This is a genomic window from Paraburkholderia youngii, assembly GCF_013366925.1.
Classification (GTDB): Bacteria; Pseudomonadota; Gammaproteobacteria; order Burkholderiales; family Burkholderiaceae; genus Paraburkholderia; species Paraburkholderia youngii.
In genome coordinates this window covers 5,129,522-5,155,246 of the sequence record NZ_JAALDK010000001.1, presented here as the reverse complement: position 1 = coordinate 5,155,246, position 25,725 = coordinate 5,129,522, and the positions used below count along the sequence as shown (strand labels likewise).

23 protein-coding genes and 1 pseudogene are annotated in these 25,725 nt (G+C 64.5%); 18 read left to right on the top strand and 6 right to left on the bottom strand.

Annotation, left to right across the window (positions count from 1 at the left end):
* Positions 1–22: 22 nt before the first annotated feature.
* Positions 23–1,288, bottom strand: a complete 1,266-nt coding sequence (gene glgC / locus G5S42_RS23560) for a glucose-1-phosphate adenylyltransferase (protein WP_176108973.1) — start codon at positions 1,286–1,288, stop codon at positions 23–25.
* Positions 1,289–1,766: 478 nt separating this feature from the next.
* Between glgC and G5S42_RS23555 the strand changes: the two genes are divergently transcribed.
* Positions 1,767–2,861: an alpha/beta fold hydrolase gene (locus G5S42_RS23555; protein ID WP_176108972.1), complete on the top strand. Its 1,095-nt coding sequence runs from the start codon at positions 1,767–1,769 to the stop codon at positions 2,859–2,861.
* Between the two features lie 368 nt (positions 2,862–3,229).
* Here G5S42_RS23555 and G5S42_RS23550 read toward each other — a convergent pair whose 3' ends face one another.
* Positions 3,230–4,267, bottom strand: a complete 1,038-nt coding sequence (locus G5S42_RS23550; protein ID WP_312883602.1) for an alginate lyase family protein — start codon at positions 4,265–4,267, stop codon at positions 3,230–3,232.
* Positions 4,268–4,612: 345 nt separating this feature from the next.
* Between G5S42_RS23550 and G5S42_RS23545 the strand changes: the two are divergent.
* A pseudogene (locus tag G5S42_RS23545) lies at positions 4,613–4,825 on the top strand (alpha/beta fold hydrolase); the annotation flags it as partial.
* A gap of 209 nt (positions 4,826–5,034) precedes the next feature.
* Here the strand turns inward: G5S42_RS23545 and G5S42_RS23540 are convergent.
* Positions 5,035–5,178 (bottom strand): hypothetical protein, encoded by a 144-nt coding sequence (locus G5S42_RS23540; RefSeq protein ID WP_176108970.1) that lies wholly within the window; start codon positions 5,176–5,178, stop codon positions 5,035–5,037.
* A gap of 383 nt (positions 5,179–5,561) precedes the next feature.
* Here G5S42_RS23540 and G5S42_RS44425 point away from each other — a divergent pair, with 383 nt between their 5' ends.
* Positions 5,562–5,801, top strand: a complete 240-nt coding sequence (locus G5S42_RS44425; protein WP_246392061.1) for a GDCCVxC domain-containing (seleno)protein — start codon at positions 5,562–5,564, stop codon at positions 5,799–5,801.
* A 48-nt stretch (positions 5,802–5,849) separates the two neighbouring features.
* Here the strand turns inward: G5S42_RS44425 and G5S42_RS23535 are convergent, their stop codons facing one another.
* Positions 5,850–6,782 (bottom strand): DMT family transporter, encoded by a 933-nt coding sequence (locus G5S42_RS23535; RefSeq protein ID WP_176108969.1) that lies wholly within the window; start codon positions 6,780–6,782, stop codon positions 5,850–5,852.
* A gap of 128 nt (positions 6,783–6,910) precedes the next feature.
* Between G5S42_RS23535 and G5S42_RS23530 the strand changes: the two genes are divergently transcribed.
* Positions 6,911–7,828 (top strand): LysR family transcriptional regulator, encoded by a 918-nt coding sequence (locus tag G5S42_RS23530; RefSeq protein WP_176108968.1) that lies wholly within the window; start codon positions 6,911–6,913, stop codon positions 7,826–7,828.
* A gap of 73 nt (positions 7,829–7,901) precedes the next feature.
* Here the strand turns inward: G5S42_RS23530 and G5S42_RS23525 are convergent, their stop codons facing one another.
* On the bottom strand, positions 7,902–8,102 hold the full coding sequence (locus G5S42_RS23525) for a hypothetical protein (protein ID WP_176108967.1): 201 nt from the start codon (positions 8,100–8,102) through the stop codon (positions 7,902–7,904).
* 359 nt (positions 8,103–8,461) lie between these two features.
* Between G5S42_RS23525 and G5S42_RS23520 the strand changes: the two genes are divergently transcribed.
* Positions 8,462–9,253 carry an SDR family NAD(P)-dependent oxidoreductase gene (locus G5S42_RS23520; protein WP_176110611.1) on the top strand — a complete coding sequence of 264 codons (792 nt, stop codon included), beginning with the start codon at positions 8,462–8,464 and terminating at the stop codon, positions 9,251–9,253.
* Positions 9,254–9,375: 122 nt separating this feature from the next.
* Here G5S42_RS23520 and G5S42_RS23515 read toward each other — a convergent pair whose 3' ends face one another.
* Complete coding sequence (locus G5S42_RS23515) at positions 9,376–10,371, bottom strand: LLM class flavin-dependent oxidoreductase (RefSeq protein WP_176108966.1); 996 nt, start codon at positions 10,369–10,371, stop codon at positions 9,376–9,378.
* Between the two features lie 337 nt (positions 10,372–10,708).
* Here G5S42_RS23515 and G5S42_RS23510 point away from each other — a divergent pair, with 337 nt between their 5' ends.
* From G5S42_RS23510 to astE, 13 genes are all read left to right on the top strand, one after another.
* A complete protein-coding gene (locus tag G5S42_RS23510) occupies positions 10,709–12,310 on the top strand; it encodes a rhodanese-related sulfurtransferase (RefSeq protein WP_176108965.1) in 1,602 nt (533 codons plus the stop codon).
* Positions 12,311–12,857: 547 nt separating this feature from the next.
* Positions 12,858–13,409, top strand: coding sequence for an outer membrane protein assembly factor BamE domain-containing protein (gene bamE / locus G5S42_RS23505; RefSeq protein WP_176108964.1), 552 nt, complete (start codon positions 12,858–12,860; stop codon positions 13,407–13,409).
* 59 nt (positions 13,410–13,468) lie between these two features.
* Complete coding sequence (locus G5S42_RS23500; RefSeq protein WP_176108963.1) at positions 13,469–14,422, top strand: patatin-like phospholipase family protein; 954 nt, start codon at positions 13,469–13,471, stop codon at positions 14,420–14,422.
* 291 nt (positions 14,423–14,713) lie between these two features.
* Positions 14,714–15,403, top strand: coding sequence for an ABC transporter permease (locus tag G5S42_RS23495; RefSeq protein WP_176110610.1), 690 nt, complete (start codon positions 14,714–14,716; stop codon positions 15,401–15,403).
* Positions 15,404–15,408: 5 nt separating this feature from the next.
* Positions 15,409–16,122: an ABC transporter permease gene (locus tag G5S42_RS23490; RefSeq protein WP_176108962.1), complete on the top strand. Its 714-nt coding sequence runs from the start codon at positions 15,409–15,411 to the stop codon at positions 16,120–16,122.
* Between the two features lie 89 nt (positions 16,123–16,211).
* The gene (locus tag G5S42_RS23485; RefSeq protein ID WP_176108961.1) at positions 16,212–17,003 is read left to right on the top strand and encodes an ABC transporter ATP-binding protein; all 792 of its coding nucleotides are present in this window, start codon (positions 16,212–16,214) and stop codon (positions 17,001–17,003) included.
* Positions 17,004–17,030: 27 nt separating this feature from the next.
* On the top strand, positions 17,031–18,074 hold the full coding sequence (locus G5S42_RS23480) for a GlxA family transcriptional regulator (RefSeq protein WP_176108960.1): 1,044 nt from the start codon (positions 17,031–17,033) through the stop codon (positions 18,072–18,074).
* Positions 18,075–18,380: 306 nt separating this feature from the next.
* Entirely contained in the window at positions 18,381–19,616 is a 1,236-nt protein-coding gene (locus G5S42_RS23475; RefSeq protein WP_176108959.1) for an aspartate aminotransferase family protein, read from the top strand.
* A 76-nt stretch (positions 19,617–19,692) separates the two neighbouring features.
* Positions 19,693–20,745, top strand: coding sequence for an arginine/ornithine succinyltransferase subunit alpha (gene aruF, locus G5S42_RS23470; RefSeq protein WP_176108958.1), 1,053 nt, complete (start codon positions 19,693–19,695; stop codon positions 20,743–20,745).
* Complete coding sequence (astA, locus tag G5S42_RS23465; protein ID WP_176108957.1) at positions 20,742–21,779, top strand: arginine N-succinyltransferase; 1,038 nt, start codon at positions 20,742–20,744, stop codon at positions 21,777–21,779. The genes aruF and astA overlap by 4 nt, the downstream gene beginning before the upstream one ends.
* A 2-nt stretch (positions 21,780–21,781) precedes the next feature.
* Positions 21,782–23,245 carry a succinylglutamate-semialdehyde dehydrogenase gene (astD, locus tag G5S42_RS23460; RefSeq protein WP_176108956.1) on the top strand — a complete coding sequence of 488 codons (1,464 nt, stop codon included), beginning with the start codon at positions 21,782–21,784 and terminating at the stop codon, positions 23,243–23,245.
* Between the two features lie 12 nt (positions 23,246–23,257).
* A complete protein-coding gene (gene astB, locus G5S42_RS23455; protein ID WP_176110609.1) occupies positions 23,258–24,598 on the top strand; it encodes an N-succinylarginine dihydrolase in 1,341 nt (446 codons plus the stop codon).
* Entirely contained in the window at positions 24,582–25,652 is a 1,071-nt protein-coding gene (gene astE / locus G5S42_RS23450; protein ID WP_176108955.1) for a succinylglutamate desuccinylase, read from the top strand. The genes astB and astE overlap by 17 nt, the downstream gene beginning before the upstream one ends.
* Positions 25,653–25,725 lie beyond the last annotated feature (73 nt).

Sequence of the window (25,725 nt, the reverse complement as noted above, 5' to 3'; positions counted from 1 at the left end):
GTGCATGCATGCGGCGGGCGCGCTACTTCGGATGCTTGCGCAGCGCTTCCTGCGTGACCAGCACGACGCCATCGTCGGTGCGATAGAAGCGCTCGGCGTCGCGCGCCGGGTCTTCGCCGATCACGGTGCCTTCCGGAATCGTGCAGCCGCGGTCGATCACCACCTTTTGCAGGCGGCAACTCGCGCCGACCGTGACCTGCGGCAGCAAGACTGCCTCATTGATATTACAGAACGAACTCACTTTCACGTTCGACGACAGCACCGAGCGCGAAATCTGCGAGCCCGAGATCACGCAGCCGCCGCAGACGAGCAGGTTGTTGCCCGAACCCTGCAGCCCCTTCATGTCGCGTACGAACTTCGCGGGCGGCAACTGCTCCTGGTAGGTCCAGATCGGCCACGACTCGTCGTACAGGTCGAGGGTCGGGATCGTCGAGGCGAGGTCGAGGTTCGCGGCCCAGTACGCGTCGATCGTGCCGACGTCGCGCCAGTACGGCTCGACGCTCGGGTCCGACGACACGCACGACATGCTGAACGGATGCGCGATCGCCACGCCCTGGGTGACCACGCGCGGCAGGATGTCCTTGCCGAAGTCGTGGTCGGTATCGATCGCGGCGATGTTTTCCTCGAGCTGCGTGTACAGGTAGTCGGCGTTGAACACGTAGATGCCCATGCTAGCGAGCGCCGTGTCGGGACGGCCGGGTATCGCGGGCGGGTCGGCCGGTTTTTCGACGAAGCCGGTCACGCGGCGGTTTTCGTCGACCGCCATCACGCCGAACGCGACCGCATCCATGCGCGGCACCTCGATGCAGCCGACCGTGCAGTCGGCACCGCTGTCCGCGTGATCGGCGATCATGCGCGTGTAGTCCATCTTGTAGATGTGGTCGCCCGCGAGCACAACCACATACTTCGGACGGATCGAGCGGATGATGTCGAGGTTCTGGAACACCGCGTCGGCGGTGCCGCGATACCAGTGCGCGCCTTCGACGCGCTGCTGCGCGGGCCACAGATCGATGAACTCGCCCATCTCGCCGCGCAGGAAGCTCCAGCCGCGCTGCAGATGCCGCAGCAGCGAATGCGCCTTGTACTGCGTGACCACCGCGATGCGGCGGATGCCGGAATTCAGGCAATTGGAAAGCGCAAAGTCGATGATCCGGTATTTGCCGCCGAAGTGCACCGCCGGCTTCACACGCTTGTTCGTCAGCGGCCCGAGCCGGGTGCCGCGTCCGCCGGCTAGGACGATCGCCAGGGTAGTGCGCTGTAAGTCGTTCAGCCGTGCCGGAGTATTCATATTTGTCTCCTGTCGATCGGCGCGAGCCCTTCAGCACTCACGCCGACCTCATGCAAGATGGTTGCCTGATTGGTATACCCCCGGGAATGATCTGGCCGCGTCCTCTCCGCTGATGATTTGGGCTGCCTGGCAGTCGTACCGCATTGCCGTTCTTTGCTGCCTGTTTTTCGCGAGTCCGTCTGTCAGTTCTAGCACCGATTGGACTCGAGGGAATAAATGTTCGTTGCGGGGGCCGCGTGGCCGACCATCCTGTAACGATCGCCTGTTATGGCGCATTTTTCGGTGCGGCGCAGCACATTGGCCACGAGGTCGTGTCCGGACGATGCTCGAGCACGAAGGCGCAATATGCATGCCACAATCGGTTCTGCCGCGTGCCGTGTCCGCGCTGCGCGACTGGCGCCAGAGTTCGGCGGTACATCGTAGAATCGTGCGCTCCACGCCTCGTGCATCCCTGCTGCGTTTTTTCCAGACCATCCCGATGAATCTTCGCCCCCCGTTCCTGCTTGCCCTGTCGAGTATCTGCGCCTGTGTCGTGCTCTGCGCGGCGACTGTCGCCGTGGCCGCCACGCCGGCGAGCGAGGCGAGCCCGGGCGCCGCAAGCGGCGCGTCCTCAGTCGACGATTCCGGCCCGGCCTACGGTCCGGAACTGCAGGGCTTCAGCTATCCGGCGCCGGTCGAGCGCTTCGAATTCACGTCGCAGGGGGTGCCTCTGCAGATGGCCTACATGGACGTGAAGCCCGCGCATGCGAACGGCCGCACCGTGGTGTTGCTGCACGGCAAGAATTTTTGCTCGGCGACATGGGGCGCGACGATTCGCCGGCTGAGCGACGCCGGTTATCGCGTGATCGCACCGGATCAGATCGGTTTTTGCAAATCGAGCAAGCCCGAGCATTACCAGTACAGCTTCCAGCAGCTCGCGCGCAATACGCATGCGCTGCTCGAGTCGTTCGGCATCAGCGACGTGACGGTGGTCGGCCATTCGACGGGCGGCATGCTCGCGGTTCGCTATGCGCTGATGTATCCGCGTGAAACGCAGCAGCTGGTGCTGGTGAACCCGATTGGACTCGAGGACTGGAAGGCGAAGGGCGTGCCGTCGCTATCGGTCGACCAGTGGTATCAGCGTGAGCTGGAGACCAGCGCCGACGGTATTCGCCGCTACGAACAGGCGACTTATTACGCGGGGCAATGGCGCGCGGACTATGAGCCGTGGGCGCAGATGCTCGCGGGCATGTATCGCGGGCCGGGTAAGCAGATCGTCGCGTGGAATTCCGCGCTGCTGGATGACATGATTTACACGCAGCCGGTTTTCTATGAACTGGGGCAACTCAGCATGCCGACGCTGCTGCTGATCGGTCAGAGGGACACCACCGCGATCGGCAAGGATGCCGCGCCGCCCGAAGTGCGCGCGAAGCTCGGCCATTATCCGGAACTAGGCCGCGCGGCCGCGAAGGCGATTCCGCACGCGACGCTCGTGGAGTTCGCAGCGCTTGGTCACGCGCCGCAGATGCAGGACCCGGATGCGTTTCATAAGGCGCTGCTCGAGGGGCTGGCGGCGGTGCAGACGAATCGCTGAAGGTTCGAACTGCTTTCTGGCCTCCTACCGTATTTGCGAGTAGTTCAGCAGCAGGCGAAACTTGCTGACAGCTGACTCTTCGTGGTTCGTCTCGGATTTCCAGGGAGGACGCTTGCGGACAGGCTGTAGTCGGCCCAATTGCGGCCGTTCGACAAAAGGCAAGTGAATCGTCAACAATATGGAACTGACAGAATTCGCCACGAACACGCGACGTACAGCTTCTTGAGCGAGGTCGCGGCCGTTCCGCTCAGAGCGCACGACGAAAAGTGCTTCCAAGGTGCGCCGCTCAGGATGACGCAGGCGTCCTGATAATGGTCGCGTCCCTTTGAGTCACCCCCGTTCTGCGAGTGAGCACCCGAGCAGATCTGCTACTTGAGGGTGTACGTCAACGTGCCATACCCAAGTTGGTCGAAGCCACCGCTGGTCGAACCATAGTCGCCGCCGCCGCCTTCCGGGCGCACCTGCTGCGCATATGCGGCAACGCCCGGCGCCTTGAGTTTCTTCAACACCACGTAGTGGTTGTAGAGCAATTCCCAGATCGGCCGGGTATCACCTCTTGATCCTGGCGAAATCTCTGGCTGCGTCGCCAGGCTGTCGGAATACAACGTGTAGGGCACATCCTGGCCGAGATTGTATTGCGCGACGTATTCGGCACCCTTTAGCAGACGGTTGTTGTCGTATCCGAACAGATCGTCTCCCTGATTCCAGGCCATCTGGCAAAACGCACCCGCCAGTGCGAAGTCGAGCATGGTGTGCCCTTGGTCGCGGCCGCTTTCCTGGACTTGACCGAGCCCGTTCGGATACAGCTTCCAGACGAGGTGTTCGATCGAGCCATTGCCCGCGCCGTGCTTGAAATACTCGACCGCTTCCGCATAAATGTCCCGGCGGTCGGTCAGCACGCCAATCGCCAGCATTGACGCCATATTGGCGAGATCCCAGTTGGCCCAGTAATGATCGACCTTCGTGCCGTTGTGTTGGGTCAGGAAGTTGTGGTTCATCGGGTAGAACACGGTGAGCATCATCGACTGGAAGCGCCGGAAATCCGCCGCTTTCCATTGCGGCGACGTGCGCAGGATTTCCGCCGCATTCGCCAGCTCGTAGCCGTAGATGCCGGAGGCGAGGAACTTGTCCGAGTTCCCGTCGATCATCTTCAGACTGCCCGACCACGCGTTCAGGATATCGATGGCCTTGCCGGCATAGGCGTCGTCACCGGAGACTTTCCAGCGCAGCGCGAGCGTATAGGCCGCCGCCGCGTCGTTGAACAGCAGCGAATAGTTCTCGGCATGCTCGGGGTTCTTGCCGCGATAGATGGCATCCTGCGGGCGCGGGGTCCAGCCCAGCGACGCGTGGCGGTTGGCGATCAAGCGTTGCCACCCTTGTAGCCAAGGCTGTTTGCCCTGCGCCACGTTGACTCGCATACGCTCGAAGTCCCGCTCGCTGTGCAGCAGTCCAGGATGTGCGAACGGCTTCGCTTCGATATCGGATGGGGCTTGCACGGCCACCGGAGCGTGTTGCCGGTCTCCGCCAGCGTAATTGTTCGCCGATTGAGCGACGCAGGCCGAAAGGCTGGCCGCAGCGACGATCGACGCAGTAAGTATCGATTTTCTGGACATGGGTGGAGGTGCATCAGGAATTGAACGAACGAGTGCCTCGCGCTTTGCACCGGAGGCAAGCCTCGTACTGGATCAACGAACGACTGAGAAGAAGGGTTGACGTTGCCGGAGCACGAAGCGTCACGGTGTACCCCCTGCGACACCACCGCGATCGGCAAGGATGCCGCGCCGCCCGAAGTGCGCGCGAAGCTCGGCCATTGTCCGGAACCAGGCCGCGCGGCCGCGAAGGCGATTCCGCATGCGACGCTCATGGAGTTTGCGGCGCTTGGTCACGCGCCTCAGATGCAGTACCCGGATGCGTTTCATAAGGCGTTGTTGGACGGGTTGGCGGCGGTGCCGACGAACCGCTGAGGGTTCGAACGAATTTCTGTCCCGTGTCCATGACGATCTGCCAAAAAGGAAACAGCCCGATCAGCGTAAGCCGATCGGGCTGTTCCGGTCAGGCTGACCGCCCTGACCGAGGGCACGTCAGCGCACACGCATAGCGGCGCGGCTACGAGAGCCGCGATATCACTTCCGTATCGAAGTTCACGCGACGCTGACGGCCGCGTGAGCGCGCATCAATAGCCGCCGCTGCTGCCGCTGCTGCTGTTGCTACCCGACGAGCTCATGTCGCCCGTGGACTGGCACGCGGCCAACGACAACGATGCGACTCCTAGCGCGATGATCACGGATACGGCCGATAACAGTCTTGATACTTTCATGTAGAACTCTCCTGCACGGCCAACGGGACTGACTTGCCGCGCGGCCACGCGTTGAGCCGGGGAGTCGCGGATCGCTAACGACAAGTCCCGCGACGCGGCGGCGGTTACAAAAAGAACAGGCAAACGTTCTGCAAAACGGGCCAGCAACCGCTGTGCGCGGCCGACGATTCCGTTTCGCGGTTCCACGGCTACGCGCTCTTTCACGCGACGCCTAATCTACGAACGCCAACGGCTCGCCTTTTATTCCACCGCAATGGTTATTTGTGACACGTATCGCGTCCGGATGCTGGACTTCGGTGCGGTACGGCCTTTGCGCAAGCCCCGTGACCGTTTGCCGGCGCTAACATTGACAGGTGCAAGGAATACGGACGTAGACGCGATCAATGCAAACCTCACCGATCCTGGAGTCGGCGTTGACCTGTCCGCACTGCGGGTGCGTGACCGTCGTGACGATGCAGACCGACGCCTGCGTCTACTTCTATGAATGCCCGCGGTGCAAAGCCTTGCTTTCTCCGAAGTCCGGCGATTGCTGCGTCTTCTGTTCGTATGGCTCGGTCAAGTGCCCGTCCGTGCAAGAGGCCGGTGCGTGCTGTGCGAAATCTGTCACTCGAGCCGGGCCATGAGCCGAGGCGAGCGCAGGCATCGAAACAAGGCTTGGCCTGAATAATCGGCTAACTCTCGACCGAAGTGGCTGGATGCATGTCGAGCCTCGCGTTGGCGTCCCTTTTGAGCGGCACCGCCGCCAGCACCGATGCAAGTACCATCAGACCTCCGCCAAACCATGCCGAGGCCGAAAGATGCTCGCCGAGCCATACGTAGGCGAATAGCGCACCGAACGCGGGCTCGCTGCCCATCAGCAAAGCGACGCGCGTTGGGTTGCTGCGCTTGACGGCAAAATTCTGTGCGAAAAATGCGAACAACGTACAGGCGAGCACGAGGTAAGCAATGCTCGCCCAGAAGTCACCGTGCCCACTGAGCGACGGCAGCGCCTGCCAATGCTGTGACGGCAACACGAACGCCAGCAGCACACTGCCCAGTGCAACGACGCCTGCCTGGACCGCCGTTACCGACAGCGGGGCAAGTTTCGAGTCGCGCATCACGCGCTTGGTCACGCACACCATCAGCGCGCGCAGCAACGCCGCAAGAAGGATCAGCGCATCGCCTGCGGTCGGAATGATCGCACCTCCGCTGACGAACGCGGCGCCCATCAGTGACAAGCCCACAGCGATCCATTCCCCACTCGACGGCTTTCGTCGCAGCAACACCCATTCGACCAGCGGCGTCAGCGCGACACACAGACTGATAAGGAACGCCGCATTCGACGCGCGTGTGTGCGCGATCCCGAATGTCTCCGCCAAAAAGATGCTGAGCAGGATTGCGCTGGAGCCGAGCGCACCCAGCAAGGCGGACGCTCTAACGTGTCGAAGCGAGCGCAACGCCGGAGACAACACGACGAACGTCAGACCGAAGCGCAACGCCAGCAGACCGAGCACCGGATAGATCGCGAGCGCGCCTTTCACGACCCCATAACTCGTGCCCCACACCATCGCGACCGCAAGCAGCATCAGGTCGGATATCCATAACGCACTCTGTTGTTTCGACATGACGAACCTTCTGTTTTCATTCGTACGGTCCGAATTGTCGGGTATTGCGCCGAAAACTATAATCCACGGCGGCAGAACATCTTTTATGTTTGAAATGCACGAATGCCCTGGCAGGTGCGAGGATCGCGATGAATCCGAATGAGCTTTTTGCGTTGCTACCCGACATGGCGATGTTTGCGAGGGTCGTCGACGCCGGCAACTTCTCCATCGCCGCGCGGCAACTGGGCAGTACACCGTCGACTGTCAGTCGGCAGATCAAACGCCTCGAGGATGCGTTGGGCACGCGCCTACTCGAGCGCTCGACCCGTAGCATCCGGTTGACGGATTCGGGCGCGCAGATTTACCGGTACTGCCGGGATATGGTCGGCGCGGCCTCGGGCGCCGTCGACGTCGCTGGACAAGGGGCGGGTGATCCGCGAGGCAAGGTCAGCATCAGTGCGCCGATTTCATATGCGAGATCTGTCATCCATCCGCTTGTTCCGGAGTTTCTGCGCATGTGGCCCGACGTGGATGTCCATCTGGTCTTCGCCGACCACGACGTCGATCCGCTACGTGACGATGTCGATCTGGTGATCCGGCTCACGCGTTCGCCTCCGCCGGGTCTTGCTGCCCGGCGACTCGGAGCGGTCAAATGGGTTCTGTGCGCGTCGCCTGCTTATCTGGCGGAGCGGGGGACGCCGGCCGAGCCGCGCGACCTTGCGCGGCATGCATGCATGTACCTAGGAGAGACGGTCGACGACAATCGATGGCATTTCCGCCGCGACTCTGAGACACGGTCGGTCGAAGTGAAGGGGCGCTACATCGCCAATGATACGAGCGCGCGGTTGGATGCCGCGCTGCATGGCCTGGGCATTGCGAGCTTGCCCGATTTTGTCGCTGCGCAGGCGATTTCCGCGGGCGACATCGTCCAGGTGCTGAGCGACTGGGAGTTCGAGGCGCGTCCCTATATGGGCCCGGTTTGGCTGCTTTATCCGCCGAATCGATTTTTGCCGTCTCGAGCTCGTGCGTTGATCGATTACCTGGTGAGTCATCTCCACGACAGGTGACGAGCGCTTTTTCACGCACGCACTGGCCACATCCGCGGCATCGGGGCGCGCAGGGCTGCGCGCCGCCTTGCTGTCAGCCGTGGTAGAAGCCGTCGGTAACGGAGTTCTGCAGCACGCCGTCTACATAGACGCCGACAGGGTCGCCATCAGCGCTCGTGAGAATGGAGCCGACGTGCTGGCCGGGTAGTTTCATCCGGCCACCTTGAATGGTGGTCATCTCCTGGCGATCCAGTTCCGCACAGTTCTGGATGTCGTCGATGGTCAGTGTGTTCATTGGGTGTCTCCTCGAACAAGAACAAGAGGGTTGTAGAACATTCAAGCGGCCGGCTGCTCGCTGACGGTACGCACATGTCATGCCATCCGCGCGTAGTCTGTGCAGAGCGCGTCCCAAGGTGAATCACGATGATGCGAGTTTGGGCGCGACCATCACCTGGTCAAACGAAGTCGGAAAATCGCTGACATGGCCTCGTTTTCCTGCTCGTACACGGTACTTCAGGCCTGCCTGCGTCACTGTCCGCCTGTCACTCATGTGCGTTGCCATTTCCGTCAGATCATCTAGTCTTTTTGCTGTTCGAAAGCGAGCTGGTACCCGGCGTCCCGATTTTTAATTCATCCATTGAAAGGAAATCACCCATGGACTTGAACCTGACAGGCAAACTCGCACTGGTGAGCGGCAGCACAGCCGGCATCGGTCTCGCTATCGCCAGCACGTTGGCGCAGGAGGGAGCTCGTGTAATCGTGAACGGCCGCTTGCAGTCGTCCGTGGATGACGTGGTCGCGCAGTTGAAAGCGCAGACGGGCGGCGACGTGCAAGGATTTGCCGGCGATCTCAGTACCGCTGCTTCAGCAGAAGAACTCGCGCGACGCTACCCCGGCGTGGAAATTCTGGTCAACAACCTCGGCATCTTCGAGCCCAAGCCGTTTGAGGAGATCTCCGACGCGGACTGGCAGCGGTTCTTCGATGTCAACGTGTTGAGCGGGGTACGCCTCGCTCGCCTGTATCTGCCTGCGATGAGGCAGGCCAACTGGGGGCGCATCATTTTCATTTCGAGCGAAAGCGCGGTGCAGATCCCAGCTGAAATGATTCACTACGGGATGACGAAAACCGCGCAGCTGGCGGTCGCGCGCGGACTCGCCGAAGCCGTTGCCGGCACCGGCATTACAGTCAATAGCGTGTTGCCGGGGCCGACGAAATCGCGGGGAGTCGGTGAATTCGTGGAGACCCTTGCCAAGGCCGACGGCAAATCGTTCGAAGAGTTCGAAAAAGAGTTCTTCGAGAAGGTCCGTCCCACCTCGCTGATCAAGAGATTTGGTTCGCCGCAGGAAGTCGCGTCGCTGGTGGCCTATATCGCGAGTCCGCTTTCGTCGGCCATCACGGGAGCTGCGTTGCGGGCCGACGGGGGCGTTGTAAAGAGCGCCTTCTAGAGCCACGCCGGGGCCGGCTTCTCATGCGACTGGTCCAATTCAGTGCAAAAGACAAGGGCGGCTCGCCATGAGCCGCCCTTTTTTCGTGCGTGGCCGTGTCGGCCGATCGGTTCGCGAAGCGTTTATTCGACCGCCATCAATTCATCGCGCACCTCGGCGCCGATCTCGAACGAGCGCAGCCGCGCTTCGTGATCGTAAATCTGCGCGGTCAGCATCAACTCGTTCGCGCCGGTCTGCTCGATGATCGATTGCAGACCTTCGCGGATCGCGTCGCGATCGCCGAGCACCGTGCACGCGAGCGCTCGCGCGACGTTGTTGAGCTCCATCTCCGATGCGTCGAGCCGCTCGACCGGTGGCTGCAATTGCCCCGGCGTGCCGCGCCGCAGATTGATGAACTGCTGCTGCAGCGACGTAAAGAGGCGCGCGGCTTCGTCGTTCGTGTCGGCGGCGAACAGATTGACGCCGACCATCGCATACGGTTTCGCCAGCGTCGCGGACGGCCGGAACTGCGAGCGATACACCTGTAGCGCGCTCATCATGTAATCGGGCGCGAAGTGCGACGCGAACGCGAACGGCAGCCCGAGCGCCGCGGCCAGTTGCGCGCTGTACAGCGACGAGCCGAGCAGCCACAGCGGCACATTCAGGCCCGCGCCCGGCACCGCGCGAATGCGCTGGCCCGCGACCGGTTCGGCGAAGTAGCGTTGCAATTCGACGACATCGTCGGGGAAGGTTTCGGCGCTCGCCTGCAGGTCGCGGCGCAGCGCGCGGGCGGTGGTCTGATCGGTGCCGGGCGCGCGGCCGAGGCCGAGATCGATCCGGCCCGGATACAGCGACGCGAGCGTGCCGAACTGTTCAGCGATCACGAGCGGCGCATGGTTCGGCAGCATGATGCCGCCCGAGCCGACACGAATCGTCTTCGTGCCGCCGGCCACGTAGCCGATCACGACCGAGGTCGCCGCGCTCGCGATGCCGGTCATGTTGTGATGCTCGGCGAGCCAGTAACGCTTGTAATTCAGTTTTTCCGCGTGCTGCGCGAGTGACAGTGTGTTCCTGAACGCATCAGCGGGCGTGGCACCCGCGGTGACCGGCGAAAGATCGAGAACCGAGAAGGGGATCATTGTCTATTGATAGCGATGGGCGGCGCTTTCGCGCGATGGAGCATTGTGGCAAAGCGGCGGCTTTTCTGCTGGCGGCCCGGCGATGCCCCTGACGGCGGAAGGGTCGCCAGCGCTGGTGAGGCGCGACGAGCCGCGACGAGAGGCGATGCGTGGCGCGGAAATTGCGCTTGCGTAGCGTGTTCGCGCGGCGGTGCTTCGCATTCGCAGTGCGGTCGAATAAGCAATCCAACGAGTGACCGTGCGCCGATCGAAATTCGAGTGTACGGTTTAAGTATTCGGTACGGTGACGCGACGCGTCGCCCGAAATCTGGAATGTAGCGAAGGAGTTCCCGATCCCATGAATGTCGTCAAAGAGTTTCGTACCCGGTCGTTCCAGGACGTGTGCCACGCATTGCTCGACCGCGAGGAGATCGCGCTCGTCGACGTGCGTGAGGAAGATCCGCACGCGCGCAGTCATCCGTTGTTCGCCGCCAATCTGCCACTGTCGCGGCTCGAACTCGATGCGCCGCTGCGGCTGCCGCGCCTCGCCGTGCCGATCGTCGTGTTCGATGCCGGCGAAGGGCTCGCGAGGCGCGCGGCCGAGCGCCTCGACGAGCTCGGCTATAGCAACGTCGCATTGCTCGAAGGCGGTCTGCAGGGCTGGCGCGAAGCGGGCGGCGAGTTGTTCAAGGATGTCAACGTGCCGAGCAAGGCCTTCGGCGAACTGGTCGAAAGCGTGCGTCATACGCCGTCGCTGTCCGCGCAGCAGGTGCAGGCGCTGCTCGATCGCGAGGCGGATGTCGTGGTGCTCGACGCGCGTCGCTTCGACGAGTTTCAGACCATGAACATCCCCGGCAGCATCAGCGTGCCGGGCGCGGAGCTGGTGTTGCGCGCGCGGCAGCTCGCGCCGGATCCGGCCACGCGCATCATCGTCAATTGCGCGGGACGCACGCGAAGCATCATCGGCGCGCAGTCGCTGATCAACGCGGGCGTACCCAATCCGGTGGCCGCGCTGCGCAACGGCACGATGGGCTGGACGCTCGCCGGCCAGCCGCTCGCGCATGGCAGCACGCGGCGCGTCGAAGGCGCGGTCGACGACGTATCCCGTCTCGCGGCGGCCGACGGCGCGCGCGCGCTTGCCGACCGGGCGCGCGTGCGCCGCACCTCGCGCGACGAAGCGCGCCGCTGGGCCGACGAGGCGGTGCGCACCGTGTATCGCTTCGATGTGCGCACGCCCGAGGAATACGAGGCGGGCCACGTGCCAGGCTTTCGCAGCGCGCCTGGCGGCCAGCTCGTGCAGGAAACCGACCTGTTCGTGACGGTGCGCGGCGCGCGTGTGATCCTCGCGGACAGCGACGGCGTGCGCGCGAACATGACCGCATCGTGGCTCGCGCAAATGAACGTCGAGGTGTTCGTGGTCGATGGCCTGACGGCGGGCGATTTCGCCGAGAAGGGCGTGGCGCCGCTCGCGCGCAACGCGGTCACGCCACCCGACGTCGACGACATCGAGCCGGCCGAGCTTGTGGCGCTGCTGCAGTCGCCGGGAACCGTCGTGCTCGACTTCACGAGCAGCACGAATTATCTGAAGCGGCACATTCCGGGCGCATGGTTCGTGATCCGCAGCCAGCTCGCCGACGCGCTGCGCACGCTGCCCGATGCGAAGCGCTATGTGGTGACGTGCGGCAGCGACGTGCTCGCGCGCTTCGTCGCACCGGAACTCGCCGCGGCGACCGAGCGGCCGGTGCAGGTGCTGCGCGGCGGCACGCGCGCGTGGATCGACGCGGGCTTGCCGGTAGAGTCGGGCGGCACGCGGATGGCGTCGCCGCGGATCGATCGTTATCAGCGGCCATATGAGGGCACGGAGAACGCGCGCGAAGCGATGAGCGCGTATCTGGAGTGGGAGCATGGGCTCGTCGCGCAACTGGCGCGCGACGGCACGCACGGCTTCCGGGTGATTTGAAGAGGCCGGCTATCCGGGGGCCGGCCTTCCGGGGGCCGGCCAGCCTGCGCCCCTTTCGCACCGCGCGAATCTTCTGCCAATTCGGTGTAAACGCGCTCTCGTCGAAAGCCTCCGATGCGTTTAGATTATCGGCATCTGGAAGGCTTATCGAGGGACCAGGGCGGCCGTAAAAGGCAGCGGTTTGTCATTCGGCGATGGCGCAAGGTGAGTAGCCAAGGTTGCTCATCGCTTCGTCTGGAGCAGGCCGCTGCGCGTCGTCCGCGGTGCTTCGCGCAAGGCGGCTGATGAGCCGCCGTCACTTCCGGTTGATCGTATCGACCGACATGGCGACGCTGCACACAGCGTCGCCTTTTTGCTTCTGGCTTGCCCATTTCGACCGATCCCAGCCGATCTTTTAGCGCTGCGCGCAACACGTTGCGTGCGTAGCCGCACTCGTCGCGCCTGCGTTGCTCGCGGTTTTCTCCGCGCGCGGTTATCCTTGTAGTACACACTACAGACCGGCCATGCGCAGCAACTTTAGATGCCGCGCATCCGGACAGGAAACGAAGTGAGCCTCAAACCGCTGGGCGTCACGCTGCTAATAGCGTGCGTTGCGCTGACCGGCTGCGACCAACAGCAGAGCGATCAAGCCGTGCAAAAACTCAAGGACTTTTTCAACGCGGTCAAACCGGACGCGTTGTTGCTCAAGAATATGACGCCGGGCGTCACGACCGAAGCGCAAGTCCTCGCGCAGATGGGCAAGCCCGAAACCACCCGCACCTTTACCGACGGCTCGAAGCGCTTCGAGTATCCGCGCGGTCCGCAAGGCCTGAACACCTACATGGTCGACATCGATCGCGACGGCAAGCTGCAGGCGATCACGCAGGTGCTGACCGCGGACAACTTCGCGAAAATCCGCTCCGGCATGACCGAGGACGAGGTGCGTCGATTGCTTGGTAAGCCTGGACAGGTCGCGGTGTTTCCGCTGAAGCCGGAAACCGTGTGGAGCTGGAAATGGCGCGAAGGCGGCGTGACCGAGGAAGGCATCTTCAACGTTCACTTCGACCGGAACCAGAGGGTGTACACCACGTCACGCTCGGACGTGATTCGTGGGCGATAGGTGGGAAGAATGTCGATTAGAAGACGCCCGGATAAGCGGGCCGAAAGAGCGGGGTACGCATGATACGTCGACGTCGATACAGCCGGATCGGGCTGGTGTTGGGAGGCGGCGCCGCGCGCGGCTGGGCGCATATCGGCGCGATTCGCGCGCTGCAAGACGCGGGCATCAAGCCCGACGTCGTGTGCGGCACGTCGATCGGCGCGCTGGTCGGCGCGGTCTATGCGAACGGCGATCTCGACTGGCTCGAGGAGTGGGTGTCGCGTCTCACGTGGCAGACCGTGGTGCGGCTGCTCGATTTGCGCATCTCGGGCGGCCTGCTCGGCGGGCGCAAGGTGATCCAGCTATTCGCCGACAAATTCGCAGGCCGCTCGATCGCGCAACTGAACATGCCGTTCGCGGCAGTCGCGACCGAACTCGACACGGGCCGCGAAATCTGGCTGCAGGACGGCAGCACGGTCGACTCGGTGCGCGCGTCGATTGCGATTCCGGGCATCTTCACGCCGGTGTGGCACAACGGCGTGTGGCTCGTCGACGGTGGGCTGTGCAACCCGGTGCCGGTGTCGGTCGCGCGCGGCATGCGTGCGGACTGCGTGATCGCGATCGATCTGAACAACGACATCCTGAACGGCCGCGACTTCGGCGGCCCGGTCATCGAAACGCCCGCGCTCGATCCCACCGCGCCGCCGCCCGTCGCGCTGCGCCGCAACGGCAAGCCGTGGCCGCGCTGGTTGGCGCCAGCCGAAGCGAGCGCCAGCGACGACGTGCGCGTGCCGCCGAAGCCGAGCGCGCACGTGCCGTCGATGTTGAGCTCGATCGCGCAAAGCATCGACATCATGCAGGTGCGCATCACGCGCAGCCGGCTCGCGGGCGAACCGGCCGATATCCTGATCCAGCCGCGTCTGGGCGGCATGGGCATCTTCGATTTTCATCGCGCGGCGCCGGCCATCGAGGAGGGGCGCGCGGCGGTCGAACACATGCTGCCGGCGATTCGCGCTCGGCTCGCGCTCGAATGAGCGCGGCTTGTTCGTCGCCGCGGCCTATCGAAAAAGCGACCCGAACTTTGCGAAATCGCGGCGCGGCCAGGCGCGCGCCGCACACCTGACAAAACGATAACCCTCGTGATACCAAGCGCTACGAGCGTTCCGCGCGCGCCGGCAGCGCCATGCTGCGTCGCAGCAAGCCACCCGCCCGGGATTTGAGAAATTGATTTCCGCTTGCGAGACTCCGCGCCATGCCGGAGCAGCGAGCCGCCCACGAAGCTGCCGCCATCCGCGCCAATTCAACGAACCTGGATGGAGACACGCGTGTTCCTATACGGCTTTGGTCCCGTGCTGCTCGCCGGCACGCTGCAGACGATCGAGCTGTCCGTCCTGTCGCTCGCGGCCGCTGTGTTGCTCGGCCTCGCGGGCGCGGCGGCGAAACTCTCGTTCAACCGGCCCCTGCGGGCCATCGCGACCGGCTACACGACGCTGATCCGCTCGGTGCCCGACCTCGTGCTGATGCTGCTGCTGTTCTACAGCATCCAGATGGCGGTCAACGATCTGACCGACGCGCTCGATCTGCCGCAGTTCGACATCGATCCATTCGTGGCCGGCGTGCTGACGCTCGGCTTCATCTACGGCGCGTACTTCACCGAAACCTTCCGCGGCGCCTTTCTCGCGGTGCCGCGCGGCCAACTCGAAGCGGGCAGCGCGTACGGGATGAGCGGCGTGCGCGTGTTCACCCGCATCCTGTTTCCGCAGATGATGCGCTTCGCGCTGCCCGGCATCGGCAACAACTGGCAGGTGCTCGTGAAGGCCACCGCGCTCGTGTCGATCATCGGTCTCGCCGACGTCGTCAAAGCCGCGCAGGACGCCGGCAAGAGCACCTTCAACATGTTCTTCTTCATCCTCGTCGCCGCGCTGATCTATCTGGCGATCACCACCGTCTCGAACGTCGCGCTGATCTGGCTGAACCGCCGCTATTCGATCGGCGTGCGACACGCGGAGCTCTGAACGTCATGATCGATATCCTCAATCAATTCTGGAAGGCGTATCTGTTCTGGGACGGGCAACGCCTGTCGGGTCTCGCGGTCACGCTGTGGCTGCTGGTCGCGTCGATCGCGATCGGCTTCGTGTGCGCGGTGCCGCTCGCGGTCGCGCGCGTGTCGAAGAAGCGCTGGCTGTCGACGCCGGTACGTCTGTACACCTACGTATTTCGCGGCACGCCGCTCTACGTGCAGCTGCTGTTGATCTACACCGGCGTGTACAGCCTCGCGTTCGTGCGCGCGCACAGTCTGCTCGACGCGTTCTTTCGCAGCGGCTTTCACTGCGCGATCCTCGCGTTCGCGTTGAACACCTGCGCGTACACGACCGAGATTTTCGCGGGCGCGATCCGCTCGACCTCGCATGGCGAAGTCGAGGCGGCGCGCGCCTATGGCATGAGCTGGTTCACGATGTACCGGCGCATTGTGATACCGTCCGCGCTGCGTCGCGCGCTGCCGTTGTACAGTAACGAAGTGATCCTGATGCTGCACGCGACGACGGTCGCGTTCACGGCCACGGTGCCCGACATCCTGAAGGTCGCGCGCGATGTGAACTCGGCGACCTACCAGTCGTTCAACGCGTTCGGGCTCGCGGCGTTAATTTACCTCGTGGTGTCGTTTGCGCTGGTTGCGTTGTTCCGGCGCGCCGAGCGCCGCTGGCTCGCGCATCTCGCGGTGCGCACGCATTGAGCGCGCTTCGACATTGCAGCGGGGCGCCGCGCGCTTGCGCACGGCGGCGTGCGCACCAGACCGATCCGTATCTTCACTGGGAGAGCATCTTGCTCCATACCACTCAAACTGAAGCTTGCAAGCTCGCCGTACAGGACATCCACAAGCGCTATGGCGACAACGAGGTGCTCAAGGGCGTGTCGCTGAACGCAAACAAGGGCGACGTGATCAGCATCATCGGCGCGAGCGGCTCGGGCAAGAGCACCTTTCTGCGTTGCATCAATTTTCTCGAGCGGCCGAACGCCGGGCAGATCGTCGTCGATGGCGAGGCGGTGAAGACGAAGACCGATCGCGCCGGCAATCTCGAAGTCGCCGACCACAAACAGTTGCAGCGCATCCGCACGAAGCTCGCGATGGTGTTCCAGCACTTCAATCTGTGGTCGCACATGAACGTGCTCGAGAACATCATCGAGGCACCGATTCATGTGCTCGGTCTGAAGCGCAAGGAAGCGGAAGATCGCGCGCGCGAATATCTGGAGAAGGTCGGTCTCGCGCCGCGTCTAGAGAAGCAGTATCCGTCGCATCTGTCGGGCGGCCAGCAGCAGCGGGTGGCGATTGCGCGGGCTCTCGCGATGCATCCCGACGTGATGCTGTTCGACGAACCGACCTCGGCGCTCGACCCGGAGCTCGTCGGCGAAGTGCTGAAGGTGATGCAGAAGCTCGCCGAGGAAGGCCGCACGATGATCGTCGTCACGCACGAAATGGGCTTCGCGCGCAACGTGTCGAATCACGTGATGTTCCTGCACCAGGGCCGTACCGAGGAAGAGGGCAATCCGGCCGAGGTGCTGAGCGCGCCGCGCAGCGAGCGCCTGAAGCAGTTCCTGTCCGGCAGCCTGAAGTAACGCGCGGCCCGCTTTCACGGACACCCGATGGCCCGCACGTCCAGCCCGGCTCGCACGACCCAGGTCGCGATCGTCGCATTGCCGCCCGTGTCGATGTCGGGCGTCGGGCCGATCGTCGACGCGCTCAATCTCGCCAATGAAATCGACGGCCGCGCGTTGTATCGCGTGCAGGTCTGTTCGTGGGACGGCCGCGCGGTGCCGCTGTCGGGCGGCGCGCAATGGCCGGCCGATGCCGCGTTCGGCGACGCGATCGCGTGCGACTGGCTGATCATCGTCAGCGAACGGTTTCAGCAGTTCGCCGACTACCGTCTGTTTCTCGCGAGCCTCGCGCGCGTCGGCCAGCGCACGCCGCTCGTCACCGGCATTCATCACGGCGTGTGGTGGCTCGCGATGGCGGGGCAGCTGTCCGGCTATCGCGTCAGCGTGAACTGGGAAACCTATCAGCAGTTCTCCGAACAGTTCGAACGCTCGATCGTCACGCAGCAGATCTTCGAAATCGACCGCGATCGCGCGACCTGCGCGGGCGGTCAGGCGACCGTCGACTTCATGCTCGCGATGATCGGCCGCGAGCACGGGCCCGAATTGGCGGAGCGGATCGCCGATACGCTCGGCGTCGGGACGTTGCGCGCCGGCGAGGAGCGTCAGCGCATTCCGTTCGTGACCGCGCCGGGCGAGCGTCATCCGCGCCTGAACGACGCGCTGCTGCTGATGGAAGCCAATATCGAGGACCCGCTGACCACCGATGAAATCGCCGGCCTCGTCGGCGTCTCGCGGCGGCAGCTCGAACGCCTGTTTCGCCAGTATCTCGGCTCGATGCCGTCCAAATACTATCTGGGGCTGCGGCTGTCGAAGGCGCGCATGCAATTGCAGCGCACCAGCAAATCGGTCGTGCAGATCAGCCTCGCCTGCGGGTTTTCGTCGGCGGCGCATTTTTCGAATGCTTATCGGGAGCGCTTCGGCGTCACGCCGCGCGAGGATCGCCGCAACTGGATCGAGCGGCAGACCGGCGCGCACGGCGGCGCGAGCGAGCCCCGGCCGGCCGCGCTGATCGAGCGGCCCGAGCTCGATTGATGCAAAGCGATGCGAGCAATCAGGCATGGCTCGTGCGTAAGCTGGAAGCCGTCTGAAAGCGAAGCCGGGGCACGTCCGGCGCGGGCTGCGCGGCCGCACCGCCCAAGCCCGACACGAGCGCGACACAAACCCGACACGAACCGCTCACAGAGTACGAACGAGACGCCTGCTCGAAAAGTACCCGCGGTACCCGCCGTGGCGCGACGACGCGCGGAACCTCATAGAAAGCGTCGCGTATGCGCAAGACGCGCCGCGCACGGTTTCCTACACTAGCTGTATTACCTGTCACCCGCAAAAGGATTAGCCATGAACGACCTGACTGTGACACGCCAGACCTTCGACGAAGTCATGGTGCCGGTGTTTGCCCCCGCCGCCTTCGTACCGGATCGCGGTCTCGGCTCGCGCGTGTGGGACACGCAAGGCCGCGACTATATCGACTTCGCCGGCGGCATCGCCGTCACCGCGCTCGGTCATGCGCATCCTGAGCTAATGAAGGTACTGCATGAGCAGGGCAGCAAGCTGTGGCACATTGGCAATGGCTACACGAACGAACCGGTGCTGCGTCTCGCGAAGCGCCTCGAAAGCCTCACTTTCGCCGACCGCGCGTTCTTCGCGAACTCGGGCGCCGAAGCGAACGAGGCCGCGCTGAAGCTCGCGCGCCGCGTCGCGTTCGACCGCTACGGCGCGCAGAAAGCCGAAATCATTTCGTTCACGCAGTCGTTCCACGGCCGCACGCTGTTCACCGTCAGCGTCGGCGGCCAGCCGAAGTATTCGGAAGGCTTCGGCCCGGTGCCGGCCGGCATCACGCATCTGCCGTACAACGACATCGAAGCGGCGAAAAAGGCGATCGGCGCGCAGACCTGCGCGGTGATCGTCGAGCCGATCCAGGGCGAGGGCGGCGTGATCCCGGCGGATCCGGCGTTCCTCAAGGCACTGCGCGAAGCGTGCGATCAGCACAACGCGGTGCTGATTTTCGACGAAGTGCAAACCGGCGTGGGCCGCAGCGGCTTCTTCTACGCGTACCAGGACACCGGCGTGACGCCCGACATCCTGACCACCGCTAAGGCGCTCGGCAACGGCTTCCCGATCGGCGCGATGCTGACCACCAAAGAGCTCGCCGCGCACTTCAAGGTCGGCGTGCACGGCACGACCTACGGCGGCAATCCGCTCGGCTCGGCGATCGCGGAAAAAGTGGTCGAACTCGTCAGCGACCCGAAGCTGCTAGAAGGCGTGCGCTCGCGCAGCGAAGTGCTGAAAGGCCATCTCGCGAAGTTGAACCAGCGGTTAGGGCTTTTCAGCGAAGTGCGCGGCAAGGGTCTGCTGATCGGCGCCGAACTGAACGACGCGTATCGGGGACGCGCGAAGGACTTCGTCACCGCGGCCGGCCAGCACGGCGTGATCATGCTGATGGCAGGCCCGGACGTGCTGCGCTTCGTGCCGTCGCTGATCATGCCGCTCGACGATATGGCCGAAGGCTTCGCGCGTCTCGAGAAGGCGTTCGGCGAACTCGTCGGCGCGAATGCGCAGGCGGCGTCGCACTGATGTTCAGGCAGTCCAGTCCTGCTCGGCTGCCCACGCCGATGCGGCGATTCACGCGTCACATTCAACAGGAACGATGATGTACTTCGTACGTCCCGCCCGCCTTGCCGATCTCGATGCGCTCGAGCATATGGCGCGCACCGCGCAACCGGTGCTGCATTCCCTGCCGCACGACCGGCGCGCGCTCGAAGCGCGCGTCGCGTTGTCGGAAGACTCGTTTCGCGCGGAGGTCGACTTTCCGGGCGAGGAGTTCTATCTGTTCGTGCTCGAAGACTCGCAGACCGGCAAGCTGATGGGCACCGCGAGCATCGTCGCGGCGGCCGGTTACGCGGACCCGTTCTACGTGTTTCGCAACGACGCGCTGATTCATGCGTCGCGTGAGCTGCATGTGAATCGCAAGATTCACGCGCTGACGATGTCGCACGAGCTGACCGGCAAAAGCCGGCTCGCGGGCTACTACATCGACCCGTCGCTGCGCGGCGACGCGGCCGCGCAGCTGATGTCGCGCGCGCGGATGATGTACATCGCCGCGAATCGCAAGCGCTTCACGCCCGAGGTGTTCTCGCTGCTGCTCGGCGTCACCGACGAAAACGGCATGTCGCCGTTCTGGGAAGCGGTGGGCCGCAAGTTCTTCGGCCGCGATTTCGCCGACATCGAAGTCGAATCGGGCGGCCGCAGCCGCACGTTCATCGCCGAAGTGATGCCGACCTATCCCGTGTATGTGCCGCTGTTGCCCGAAGCGGCGCAGCGCGTGCTGGGCGAGCCGGATGCGAACGCGCTGCTCGCGTACGAGATTCATCTCGAGGAAGGCTTCGAGACCGATCGCTACGTCGACATCTTCGACGCGGGTCCGGTGCTGACCGCGCAGATGGATCGCAGCGTCAGCGTGAAGCACAATGAGACGCGCGTCGTGCGCGAGGCACCCGCGCCGCACGGTGCAACGTACCTGATCGCGCACAACGGCGCCTCCGGCGAGTTCCGTTGCGTGCTCGGCGAGCTCGCGCCGGGCAAGGAGTCGGGCGCCGTGTTGTCGCAGGCGGTGCTCGCCGCGCTCGGGGTACGGGAAGGCGATACGGTGCGCTGCGTGCCGCTGCATCAGCCGCAGGACGAACAATCGGGAGACGCGCAATGATCGTCGTTCGCGTAGTGCAACGAGGCGATGTGGATGCGCTGATGAGGCTCGCGCAGGAAACCGGGCCGGGCCTCACCACGTTCAAGCCGGATCGCGATGCGCTCGCGGCGCGGGTGGAACGCGCGCGCCGCACGATGGAAGATCGGGCCGAACCGCACGAGGCCGGCTATTTCTTCGTGATGGAAGACACGGCCACCGGCGACGTGGCGGGTGTCTGCGGGATCGAAGCGGAGGTGGGGCTGCAGCAGCCGTTCTACAACTATCGCGTGAGCACGGTCGTGCACGCGAGCCAGGATCTCGGCATCTGGACCCGCATGCACGCGCTGAATATCTCGCACGACCTCACCGGTTATGCGGAAGTGTGCTCGCTGTTCCTGAGCCCGCGTTATCGCACGAGCGGCGTCGGCGGCTTGCTGTCGCGCTCGCGCTTCATGTTTCTCGCGCAGTTTCGCGAGCGCTTTCCGCAGCGTCTGTGCGCGGAGCTGCGCGGCCATTTCGACGAGCAGGGCACGTCGCCGTTCTGGCGTGCGGTCGGCTCGCACTTTTACCAGATCGATTTCAACGCCGCCGACTATCTGAGCTCGCACGGCCGCAAGGCGTTTCTCGCCGAGCTGATGCCGCGCTATCCGGTGTACGTCGAGCTGTTGCCGGAAGAAGCGCAGCGCTGCGTAGGCCTCACGCATAGCGACACGATCCCCGCGCGCCGGATGCTCGAAGCCGAAGGGCTGCGCTACGAGAACCACGTCGATATTTTCGATGCGGGTCCGGTGCTCGAATGCCATATCGCCGACTTGCGCACCGTGCGCGAGAGCGTGCTGGTAGCGGCTGAGATCGGCGACGCGGCAGAGCCGGCCGCGCAGGACGGACTGAAGTCGATGGTATCGAATACGTCGCTCGGGGATTTTCGTGTCGGCGTCGTGGCGGGCGTGGCGCGCAACGGTGTGTTCCGCCTCAGCGCGGCCGAAGCCGACGCGCTTCGGGTAAAGGCAGGCGATCCGCTGCGGGTGCTGCCGGTGAAACACAAACAAGGATGATCATGAGCGAGCTTTTCATCGCCGGCGAATGGGTCGCCGGCACAGGACCCGTATTCGCATCGCACAATCCCGGCACGGGCGCGGTGGTGTGGCAAGGCAATAGCGCATCGGCGGACGACGTCGATCGCGCGGTACGCAGCGCGCGCCGCGCATTCGCCGCATGGTCGGCGCTGACGCTCGACGCGCGTTGCGCGGTGGTGCGCCGCTTCGCCGCGCTCGTGACCGAGCGCAAGGAAGCGCTCGCCGAAGCGATCGGCCGCGAGACCGGCAAGCCGCTGTGGGAAGCGCGCACCGAAGCGGCGTCGATGGCCGCGAAGGTCGAGATCTCGATCCAGTCGTACAACGAGCGCACCGGCGAAAAGCGCACGGCGATGGCGGACGGCACCGCCGTGCTGCGGCATCGTCCGCATGGCGTGGTGGCGGTGTTCGGGCCGTACAACTTCCCGGGCCATCTGCCGAACGGGCATATCGTGCCCGCGCTGATCGCCGGTAACGCGGTCGTGTTCAAGCCGTCCGAACTGGCGCCCGGCGTCGCGGCGCTCACGGTGCAAATCTGGCGCGATGCGGGGCTGCCCGCCGGCGTGCTGAATCTGGTGCAGGGTGAGAAGGACACCGGCGTCGCGCTCGCGAATCATCGGCAGATCGATGGACTGTTCTTTACCGGTAGTTCGGATACGGGAACATTGCTGCACAAACAGTTCGGCGGCCGTCCAGAGATCGTGCTCGCGCTCGAGATGGGCGGCAACAACCCGCTCGTGATCGGCCCGGTCGCTGACCTCGACGCCGCCGTGCACCACACGATTCAATCGGCGTTTCTGTCGGCGGGGCAGCGCTGCACCTGCGCGCGCCGCATCTTCGTGCCCGACGATGCGTTCGGCGAGCGTTTCCTCGCGCGCCTGACGGAAGTCACCGCGCGCATCGGCGTCGGCGAATACAACGCCGAGCCGCAGCCGTTCATGGGCGCGGTGGTGTCGGCGCGCGCGGCCTCGCGTTTGATCAGCGCGCAGCAACGTCTGCTCGCGAGCGGCGCGAAGGCACTGTTGAAGATGGAGCAGCGCGATCCGCAACTCGGCTTCGTGACGCCCGCGATTCTCGACGTGACCGAAGTGAAGGACTTGCCCGACGAGGAGCACTTCGGCCCGCTCGCGCAGATCATCCGCTACCGCAACTTCGACGACGCGCTCGAACAGGCGAACGATACGCAGTTCGGTCTGTCCGCGGGCCTGCTCGCCGACGACGAAGCGCTGTGGACGCATTTCCAGCGCACGATTCGCGCGGGCATCGTCAACTGGAACCGGCCGACCAATGGCGCTTCGTCGGGCGCTCCGTTCGGCGGCCCGGGCCGCTCGGGCAACCATCGGCCGAGCGCGTACTATGCGGCCGATTACTGCGCGTACCCGATGGCCTCTGTCGAAAGCGCGCAACTGAACATGCCCGCGAGCGTCTCGCCGGGCCTTCAATTCTAAGGATCGACGATGCTGCAAGCCACTGAAGCCAATTTCGACGGCCTGGTCGGCCCGACTCACAACTACGCGGGCTTGTCGTTCGGCAACGTCGCGTCGCAGAGCAACGAGAAGTCGGTCGCGAATCCGAAGGCCGCCGCGCGCCAGGGTCTGCGCAAGATGAAGCAGTTGGCGGACCTCGGCTTTCATCAGGGCGTGCTGCCGCCGCAAGAGCGTCCGTCGATGCGTCTGTTGCGCGAGCTCGGTTTTTCCGGCGACGACGCTTCGGTGATCGAGCGCGTCGCGAAGAACGCGCCCGAACTGCTCGCGGCGGCGAGTTCAGCATCCGCGATGTGGACCGCGAACGCGGCGACGGTGAGCCCGTCCGCGGATACGCACGACGGCCGCGTGCATTTCACGCCGGCCAATCTGTGCAGCAAGCTGCATCGCGCGATCGAGCATGAATCGACGCGCCGCACGCTGCGGGCGATGTTCAGCGACACCGACCGCTTCGTGGTGCACGAGGCGCTGCCCGGCACGCCCGCGCTCGGCGACGAGGGCGCGGCGAATCACACGCGCTTTTGCGAGCAATACCGGGCGCGCGGCGTCGAATTCTTCGTGTATGGCCGCAGCGAGTATCGTCGCGGGCCGGAGCCGAAGCGCTATCCGGCGCGTCAGACGTTCGAGGCGAGCCGCGCGGTCGCGCATCGTCATGGCTTGCAGGACGCGGCGACCGTCTATGCACAGCAGAACCCGGAAGTGATCGACGCCGGCGTGTTCCATAACGACGTGATCGCGGTCGGCAATCGCAACACGCTGTTCTGCCATCAGCTCGCGTTCGTCGATCAGCAAGCGGTGTACGACGAGTTGCGCTCGAAGCTAGCGAGCCTTCACGCGAGCTTCAACGTAATCGAAGTGCCCGACGCGCAGGTCAGCGTCGCCGATGCGGTGACCTCGTATCTGTTCAACAGCCAGCTGCTGACTCGGCCCGATGGCAAGCAGGTGCTGGTCGTGCCGCAGGAGTGCCGCGAAAATCCGCGCGTCGCCGCGTACCTGGATGAGCTGACTTCGCACAGCGGTCCGATCGACGAAGTGCTCGTGTTCGATCTGCGCGAGAGCATGAAGAACGGTGGCGGCCCCGCCTGTCTGCGCCTGCGCGTCGTACTCGACGACAACGAGCGCGCGGCGGTCGCGCCGGGCGTGTGGATAGACGACACGCTGTTCGGCCGACTCGATGCGTGGATCGAAAAGCACTATCGCGATCGGCTCGCGCCGGCCGATCTCAGCGATCCGCAACTGCTGGTCGAATCGCGCACCGCGCTCGATGAGCTGACGCAAATCCTCGCTCTGGGCTCGCTGTATGACTTCCAGCGCTGACTACGCGATGTCCGCCCCGAGCGCGATGCTCGACGATTTTCTCGCGTGGACGCTCGCGGGTTCGCGGCCTGCCGCGCATCAAGCGCAAGGCACGTGTGCGAACGGTGTGCGCTGGACGTGGCAGGGCGACGGCGTGCTCGTCATCGAGCCCGCGCAGCAGCATGCGGGCGTGCGCAGCGTGCTCGTCTCGGCCGGCGTGCATGGCGACGAGACCGCGCCGATCGAACTGCTGTCGCGCATCGTCGCCGATATCGCACACGGCCGCGCGGCGCTCGCGTGCCGGCTGCTCGTGATTCTCGGCAACATCGATGCGATGCGCGACGGCGGCCGCTATCGCGACGACGATCTGAACCGGCTGTTCAGCGGCCGTCATCTGCAACTGCCGCACAGTCACGAAGCGCCGCGCGCGGCCGCGCTCGAACAGGCCGCGACGCGCTTTTTCGCGGACGCGTCCGACGCGCCCGGCGCGCGCTGGCATATCGACATGCATACGGCGATCCGCGCGTCGGTATTCGAGCGCTTCGCGCTGTTGCCGCATACCGGCAAGCCCTTTTCGCGCGCGATGTTCGAATGGCTCGGCGACGCGCGCATCAGTGCGGTGCTGCTGCACACGACGAAGGGCAACACCTATTCGCACTTCACAGCGCAAGCGTGCGGCGCTGATGCGTGCACGCTCGAACTCGGCAAGGTGCGGCCGTTCGGCCAGAACGACCTGACGCGCTTCGAGGGCGCGGATCTCGCGGTGCGCGCGCTGCTCGCCGGCACGCGAATGAACGCACGAGGCGACGCGCAAGCTGCGCTGCCGCGCGTGTTCACCGTCGTCGATCAGCTGACCAAGCAAAGCGACGCATTCGAGCTGCTGCTCGCGCCCGACGTGCCGAACTTCACACCGCTCGCCAAGGGCACCCTGCTCGCGCGCGACGGCGACTATCAATACACGGTGCAGCGCGACGAAGAGCGCATCGTGTTTCCGAACCCGGCGGTCAAGCCCGGCCTGCGTGCCGGTCTGCTCGTCGTCGATACCACCGCCGAGACGCTGCCCAAGCTTGTCTAGACAGGTCCCGTGTACAATCGCGGGCTTCGCGGCTGACGCATCTACCGGTTACGCCGGCCGCGCGAGTCCGAAG